This window comes from Capnocytophaga sp. oral taxon 863 str. F0517 (assembly GCF_000466425.1).
In the GTDB taxonomy this organism is placed as follows: Bacteria; Bacteroidota; Bacteroidia; order Flavobacteriales; family Flavobacteriaceae; genus Capnocytophaga.
On record NZ_KE992171.1, the window covers coordinates 106866 to 114587 of the forward strand.

The following is a 7722-nucleotide window of genomic DNA, read 5'->3' on the forward strand; positions in this document are numbered from 1 at the left end:
TATGACAAATAAAGCCTACTTCGGAAACTTTGGAGGGCAATATGTGCCTGAAACAGCCATGTTCGCCCTAATAGAGTTGGAAAAAGAATACGAGAAAGCTAAAAATGACCCTCAGTTCCAAGCAGAATTAGCGGATTTGCTCAAAAATTATGTAGGTCGTCCTACGCCCTTATATTATGCCAAAAACCTTAGTGCGCACTATGGACATGATATCTTCCTGAAGCGGGAAGACCTCAACCATACAGGGGCACATAAGATTAATAATGCCTTAGGTCAGGTACTTTTGGCCAAGCGAATGGGCAAGAAGAAAGTGATTGCCGAGACAGGAGCAGGCCAACATGGGGTGGCTACCGCTACCGCAGCTGCCCTTTTGGGACTCGAATGTGAGGTGTATATGGGGGCGGTGGATATGGAGCGCCAACAGCTGAACGTCTTTCGTATGGAGCTCTTGGGAGCTAGGGTAGTTGCCATAGAGGATGGACTGAAAACGCTCAAGGAGGCTACCACAGCAGCGATACAGTCTTGGGTGGCTGAGATAGAAACCGTCTTCTATGTGATAGGTTCTGCTGTAGGGCCTCACCCTTATCCGACAATTGTAAAGGACTTCCAGTCAGTTATAGGTCGTGAAGCAAGGGAGCAGCTCACCGCTTTGGGCAAGCATGCCGACCATATCATCGCTTGTGTAGGGGGTGGAAGCAATGCAATAGGTATTTTCTCAGGCTTCTTGGACGATACTTCCACTGAGCTCTATGGCGCTGAAGCAGGGGGCGAGGGGATAGATACCGAGCGCCATGCGGCTACTCTTACCCTGGGGCGCGAGGGAATTATCCATGGGATGAAAACCTATGTCCTGCAAGACAAGTACGGGCAGATAAGCCCCGTACACTCTATCTCCGCAGGCTTGGACTACCCAGGAATAGGCCCCGAACATGCTTACTTGTTCCAAACCAAAAGAGCCCACTATGTTCCCATTACCGATCAGGAGGCCATGGATGCACTGCTGCTAACCACTCGCAAGGAAGGGATTATCCCTGCTATAGAAAGTGCCCATGCCTTGGCCTATTTAGACAAATTGTGCCCAACCCTTCCTAAGGACAAGAAGCAAATCATAGTGGTAAATGTATCAGGTAGGGGAGACAAGGATATGCACACCGTTTTTTCAATCTTAAAAGGAGAAAAATATGAATAACAATAGCATAGCTGCGGTATTTGCCGCAAAAGAAAAGGTTAATATAGGCTACATTGTGGCAGGTTACCCCTCTGTGGATTTTACCAAATCGTTCCTCTCTAATTTGGATAGCACAGCCATAGACATCTTAGAGATAGGAATTCCTTATTCCGATCCCTTGGCCGATGGCAAGCTCATCTCTCAGGCTTCTTTTGCCGCCTCCCAAGCAGGAGTTACCACCGATACGGTCTTTGACTTGCTTGCTTCGGTAAAAGATACAGTACATAAGCCCTTGGTGTTCTTGGTCTATTACAATCTTGTCTTTGCTTATGGGGTAGATGCCTTTTTGCAGAAATGTGCAGCGGTGGGTATCCGTGGGCTGATTATCCCTGACCTCCCTTATGAAGAAGCACAAGAGCTGGTAGAAAAGCTCAGGGAGCACCATATTGCTTTTATTCCTTTGGTGAGTGTGACCTCCGAGGGGCGCATTGCCTCTATAGCTTCCTTAGGGGACGGTTTTGTTTATGCGGTTGGTTCTCTGGGGGTTACCGGAAGCAAACAGGTGGATTTGCCACGCCTTAAGGAATTTATTACCCAAATAAGAGCACAGACCTCCTTGCCCGTCTCGTTGGGCTTTGGGATCAAGACCCATGCTGACGTGGAGCAGATGCGCCAATATGCCGATGGGGTCATCGTAGGTACCAGTATTGTAGCGCTTACTGCCTCCAACAAGCTCGAGCAGACAATCACTCAAATAAATGAACTCTTTAAATAATGATTAATTGTTAATGGTTAATTGTTAATTAGCCAATTGGCTAATTTGTCAATTTGTTAATTGGCAATTTACCAATTGGCTAATTGTCTCATTGCCAAATTATCTCATAGTCTCATTGCCAAATTATCTCATTGCTTCATTGGCTAATTATCTCATTGTCTCATAGTCTCATTGTTCAAAAGTAGTTTTTGCGATGGGGGCTATTTTTCCTTATTTTTGCCCTTTAAAATAAAAAGCAAAATGAGATTTTTTTTCTTACTGTTTTTCTCCTCTTTGGTAGCTTTCTCTCAGCAGATAGACCCACTTCGTACCAAAGACGAACAAGCACAAACCCGCTGGGTAGATAGTCTGTATAACGCCATGAACTTGGATCAAAAAATAGGGCAACTATTTATGGTTCAGTCTTTTAGTTCACATACGCCCAAGCAGCAGAAGCCCATCAAGGATTTGATTAAGAAATATCATATTGGGGGGGTTATCTTCTCCAAAGGTGCTCCTGTGGCTCAGGCAAAACTTACCAATGAGTTCCAGTCCATGGCCAAAACACCGCTTTTGGTGGCTATGGATGCCGAATGGGGACTGGCCATGCGTTTGGATTCTGTCTATGCCTTTCCTTGGAATATGACCCTGGGCGCCCTCAAGGACAATGCCTTGGTGGAACGAGCAGGCAGGCATATCGCCCAGCACTGCAAGCGCTTAGGGGTACATATTGATTTTGCCCCTGATATTGACATCAATACCAATCCGAAAAACCCGATCATAGGCAACCGCTCCTTTGGCGAAAGCAAGTTCAATGTGGCCCAGAAAGGCGTAGCCTTCACCAAAGGGATGCAGAGCGTAGGGGTCTTGGCTTGTGGCAAGCACTTCCCAGGGCATGGGGATACTGAAAAGGACTCTCATAAGACCCTCCCTACCGTCTCCTTCTCCCGCGAACGCTTGGAGAGTACTGAGTTCTACCCCTTCCAACAGCTTATCAGTGCAGGAGTGGCCTCCCTTATGGTGGGTCACCTGAATGTACCTGCCTTGGATGAGGGAAAACCTGCTTCTATATCTTATAAAATTGTCTCTGGACTAATTAAGCAACAAATGGGCTTTCAGGGACTGATCTTTTCCGATGCCTTGGGAATGAAGGGCGTGGCCGATTATGCCGAGTCTTCCCAAGTGGATTTGCAGGCTTTCTTGGCTGGGAATGATGTCCTTTTGATGTCCTCCGACCCTATCAAAGGAATAGAGATACTCAAAAAGGCTTACGAGAAAGGGGAAATCAACGAATATCGTTTGGCACATTCAGTAAAAAAAATCCTCAAAGCTAAGTACTGGGCAGGGCTTAATAAGTACAAACCTGTGTCACTAACCAACCTCACTCAAGACCTGAATACCAAGGAGGATGACCTACTTGTAGAAAAAATCTATGAAAAGGCCATTACCTTAGCCCAAAATGCTAAGAATGTACTACCGTTGAAGAATTTAGATGCCAAGAAAACCGCTTATATCAAGTTTGGTGATGATTCTGGCTGGGAGTTTTTCAAGAATTTGCGCTATTATCAGGATGTCGTACAGCTTAAGAGTGGCTCATGGGAGTCGCTCAAGAAAGAAATGGCACCCTATGACCGTATTATCATAGGTTTGCACCGCTCCAACGCTTCTCCTTGGGCAGAATATAAGTTCAACACCCAAGAGTTAGCCCTTCTCCAGAACATCGTCAAGGAGAAAAAGGAAATAATTCTCACTATCTTTACCAAGCCTTATGCTCTTCTCGATTTGCCTGACCTCAGCCCTTTTGCCGCTGTGGTGGTCGCTTACCAGAATGCGCCTTTTGCGCAGCAGAAAGCAGCCCAACTCATCTATGGAGCGCTTCCCTTTGAGGGAGTCTTGCCGGTAACAGCCCATAAGAACATCCTATTTGGCCGCAACTTGCCTACCAAACCCCTTAACCGTTTGGCCTATGGCTTGCCAGAGAATGCGGGCTTGAACTCAAAAAATTTCTACAAGATAGACTCTATAGTAACCGAAGCTATTCAAAAGCAAATGACTCCCTCGGCTCAAGTATTGGTGGCCCGCAATGGGGTCGTGGTCTATCAGAAGAGTTTTGGCCGCTATACCTATGATAAGAATGCCGAACAGGTAACCAATAACACCTTATACGACTTGGCTTCACTGACCAAGATTCTCTCTACCCTGCCTGAGCTAATTGACCTATATGACAAACAGAAAATAAAGCTCAATGCCTCCCTCTCTACACTACTGCCTATGCTCAGTGGTACCAATAAGGCCAATATCACCGTCAAGGAAGCGCTCTCTCATTATGGGCAGTTGCAGGCTTGGCTGCCTTTCTATCTTAGAACGATGGATAGAAAGACCAAAGTCCTATCCTCGGATATCTATAATGCAACAATGACTTCAAAATATCCTACCCAAGTGGCGGAAAATATCTTTATCACAGACCATTATCGCGATACGATCCTGCAATCTATTGCGAAAAGTGACCTAATCAAGCAAAAAAAATACCTTTATAGCGACCTTTCCTATTATTTGTTTCAAAAATATATAGAGAATACCAAGGGCAAACCGCTGAATGAGTTGGTAGAAAAAGATTTCTATAAGAGTATGGGCGCCTACCAACTTACCTATCGCCCTTTAGACTACTTTCCTAAGGAACAGATAGCCCCTTCAGAGGAGGATAAGAATTTCCGCCAACAGCTTCTCCGCGGTTATGTAAATGATCAAGGAGCAGCCATGCTCGGTGGAGTAGCAGGTCACGCAGGACTTTTTGGTACAGCCAATGATGTGGCTAAGATGATGCAGCTCTACCTGCAAAAGGGCTATTACGGAGGAGTGCGCTACTTCTCGGCCAATGCCTTTGATGCTTTCAATAAGAGCTATTTCATCTCTGAACGCAACCGCCGTGCCTTGGGCTTTGACAAACCCCAACTCCCAGGACAGGGCGGCTATACCTGTGGCTGTGTATCCCCTGAGAGCTTTGGACATACAGGCTTTACAGGTACCTTGGCTTGGGCAGACCCCGCCACTCAGACCATCTATGTCTTCCTCTCCAACCGTACTTTCCCTACTGCCGACAACAAAAAGTTGATTACCGAAAATATCCGCGCCAAGATCCAAAGGGTAGTACAGGAATCTATCATGTAGTTTTGAATATATGGAAAAGAATTTTTATGACTTAGAGCTTATCAAAATATTAGAAAAACATATAGAAAATGGAGATTTTCAAATAATAGAATCTAATATCTATGTTGATAAGGTGAATGCTAACTTGCCTTTTAAAGGGAGTAGAGTTAATTTTGAGCAATTAGAAGAGTATCAAAGAATATTTTTTGATGATTATGAAACACTTGTTCCTTTTATAAGGGATATTGCAACTAAGGTAGGTATAAAACCAGATGAAAAAGTGGTTTATATGGGAGATAATGTATCGAACCTAACCTATATATTCTCATTTGAATATTTAGATAAAGTCATTGTAGATATATTAGATAATATACCTGAACATCATTACTTTCTATCTCAAGATATGAAGTGGATTCTGTATATATCGTATGAAGATTGTGCAGAATTTGCGTTGATAATTTAATTTCCTATTATAGAACAGCTTATGGCAAGTTATCAATCTTTATTAATAGACAGAACAGTATGTATACTGTACAAGGCAGTAGAAGAGAAAACACCTCTTATTTCGGGTTGGATAGGAGGAAATCCTCCTGAATATTTTGACAATCATCTAATCTCAAAGGAGAATAATAATTATAGCTTTTATCTCTCTTTATTAAATCCTTTTGATGAAGAGAGAATGATATCTATTTTTATTCCTGATTATGATTCTTACTTAGAACATGCTATATACCCTGATTGTTCTATAAAAGTTTTTGAACATCCTACTACACAAGAAAGTGAATTGTCTAATCTGAAAAGCTCTTTTATGATAGACAAGAAATATATAGTAGAGTCAAGAATTTGCAATACTAATGAAGCTATTAACATTCCTTATCTTATTAAATTTGGCGGAACCCCTGATTTTATACAACGAAAGGAATATTATTATAAAAACCTTGATAAAGATGCCTTTAAATTTCTTTTTCAAATAGATGAAGGGGGATATCCTGATGGTTTGATTAAAGGAAATTACCCTTTTAGCTTTGGAGGAGTATATATTTATGCAAATATAACACAGAATAGTTTTTCTAACCCTATAGCTGGTTTTTGGCAATACACATAAATGGAAGTTGGAAGTGGCACAGAGGTTACGTTTAATATCCGAATTTAAATCTCATGAATAAAATCATCAATAGAACCCTACTTTTGGAATGGGGAGAAAGCGACACTTGCTTAGAAGAAGCAGGCGATGTATTTTTCTTTGACATCAATAATCACCTTAGTGGTGTGAATATTACCTTGCAACACAATGTAGGGAGTTGTATACTTCCCTCTCTACCCTCCTTCTTATTGGAAGAACAAAAACCTACAACACTTACCACGCTTTCACGAGAGGATTTTACTTTTGAAGTGGATGATTATACTCATACACGTTCGTACTTATGTGAAGATAACCTTGTATTTAGTTATACCAATTGTAATAAACTATTAGATTTGGTGATTTTAAAGATTACGGAAAATCTTTATTTTATTCTCAATCAAGAAAAAGTATTACAATACATAGTTGTAACTGATATATCAACTATACTTTTCAATGATCTTTACTATTTGAAAGAAAAGGAAGTAAGAGAACTGTATTACTTAACCTATACTTTAAACTCCTATGATGTAGTACAATATGTAAGTATTTTAGAAAAAATACAGAACAATAAGTATTATCGCCAACAAATACTTGAAGATGTGGCAGATGATTTAGTAAATGATTTAAACGAATTGTTGGAAGATTAAGTATGACCCCATTATATGCACAATGTATCCCCTATAACGAAAGTAGTAAGGGACGTATAGGAGGAAACCCTCCCATAAATATAGAAACGGAAATCCCTGAAGGATATGCTTTCTATGCAACACTTGTTCATCCTGAGAAAGAAGATAAGATGTTATCTATTTTGGTTTCCAATGATTTTGAAATCCTTATAGAAAATAATATTTATCCTTCGATAGCAGTGAAAGTAATAGAACATAAATATTCCGAAATGGGAAGCGATATAAATAAGGCTATTACAAGTTTGTCTGTAAATTCAATTACTGATTATAAAGAGATACAGGATGGTGATTTTCAGTTTATTAAAGTAAGAGGCGAACCACGTTTTATCCAATATAAAGATTATTATTATGAGGAATTGGAAAAAGACGGTTATTCCTTTTTTTTACAAATAGATGAAGAGGGGTATAGGGAAAATATGGAATATGTATTTATATATGGAGCTTTATATCTCTATAAACAGAATATAACAGGAGAGATAATTGCAGGCTTTTGGCAATATTCATAAATGAAAGTTGGAAAATAACTAGTTGATAATTAGTAATGCGAATCAATAGTTAAAATAATACACTTTATATAGTAATTCATTGATATTCAATATATTTTTTTCTACATCCCCCTAGCCCTCCTCAAGGGAGGAATAGGATACAGTTGAACTATCATGCTGGCGTCCAGTATATTCAAGTGTGATTGTTCAATACTCTACCTGATACCACTCTGTAATTCCCCCCTTGAGGGAAGTCCGCGAGAGCGGAGTATGTGAAGGGGGATGTAATTACACATCGTTGATAATGAGTTGCTTACAACTTTTCTAGATGTATATATTTCTAGTTCTTTAACTATTGA

7 protein-coding genes are annotated in these 7722 nt (G+C 40.9%); all 7 read left to right on the forward strand.

What is annotated here, in order from left to right; translation table 11 throughout:
- Position 1: 1 nt before the first annotated feature.
- The 7 genes from trpB (at position 2) to HMPREF1551_RS09865 (ending at position 7384) form a co-directional block, all read left to right on the forward strand.
- Positions 2 to 1189, forward strand: coding sequence for a tryptophan synthase subunit beta (trpB, locus tag HMPREF1551_RS09835; RefSeq protein ID WP_021628981.1), 1188 nt, complete (start codon positions 2 to 4; stop codon positions 1187 to 1189).
- Positions 1182 to 1943 (forward strand): tryptophan synthase subunit alpha, encoded by a 762-nt coding sequence (trpA, locus tag HMPREF1551_RS09840; protein WP_021628982.1) that lies wholly within the window; start codon positions 1182 to 1184, stop codon positions 1941 to 1943. The genes trpB and trpA overlap by 8 nt, the downstream gene beginning before the upstream one ends.
- 240 nt (positions 1944 to 2183) lie before the next feature.
- Positions 2184 to 5090: a glycoside hydrolase family 3 N-terminal domain-containing protein gene (locus tag HMPREF1551_RS09845; RefSeq protein WP_021628983.1), complete on the forward strand. Its 2907-nt coding sequence runs from the start codon at positions 2184 to 2186 to the stop codon at positions 5088 to 5090.
- Positions 5091 to 5100: 10 nt separating this feature from the next.
- Complete coding sequence (locus HMPREF1551_RS09850) at positions 5101 to 5532, forward strand: hypothetical protein (protein WP_021628984.1); 432 nt, start codon at positions 5101 to 5103, stop codon at positions 5530 to 5532.
- A 21-nt stretch (positions 5533 to 5553) separates the two neighbouring features.
- On the forward strand, positions 5554 to 6174 hold the full coding sequence (locus tag HMPREF1551_RS09855; protein ID WP_021628985.1) for a hypothetical protein: 621 nt from the start codon (positions 5554 to 5556) through the stop codon (positions 6172 to 6174).
- A gap of 53 nt (positions 6175 to 6227) precedes the next feature.
- Positions 6228 to 6839 (forward strand): hypothetical protein, encoded by a 612-nt coding sequence (locus tag HMPREF1551_RS09860; protein ID WP_021628986.1) that lies wholly within the window; start codon positions 6228 to 6230, stop codon positions 6837 to 6839.
- Between the two features lie 2 nt (positions 6840 to 6841).
- Positions 6842 to 7384, forward strand: a complete 543-nt coding sequence (locus HMPREF1551_RS09865) for a hypothetical protein (protein ID WP_021628987.1) — start codon at positions 6842 to 6844, stop codon at positions 7382 to 7384.
- The last annotated feature ends 338 nt before the right edge of the window (positions 7385 to 7722 follow it).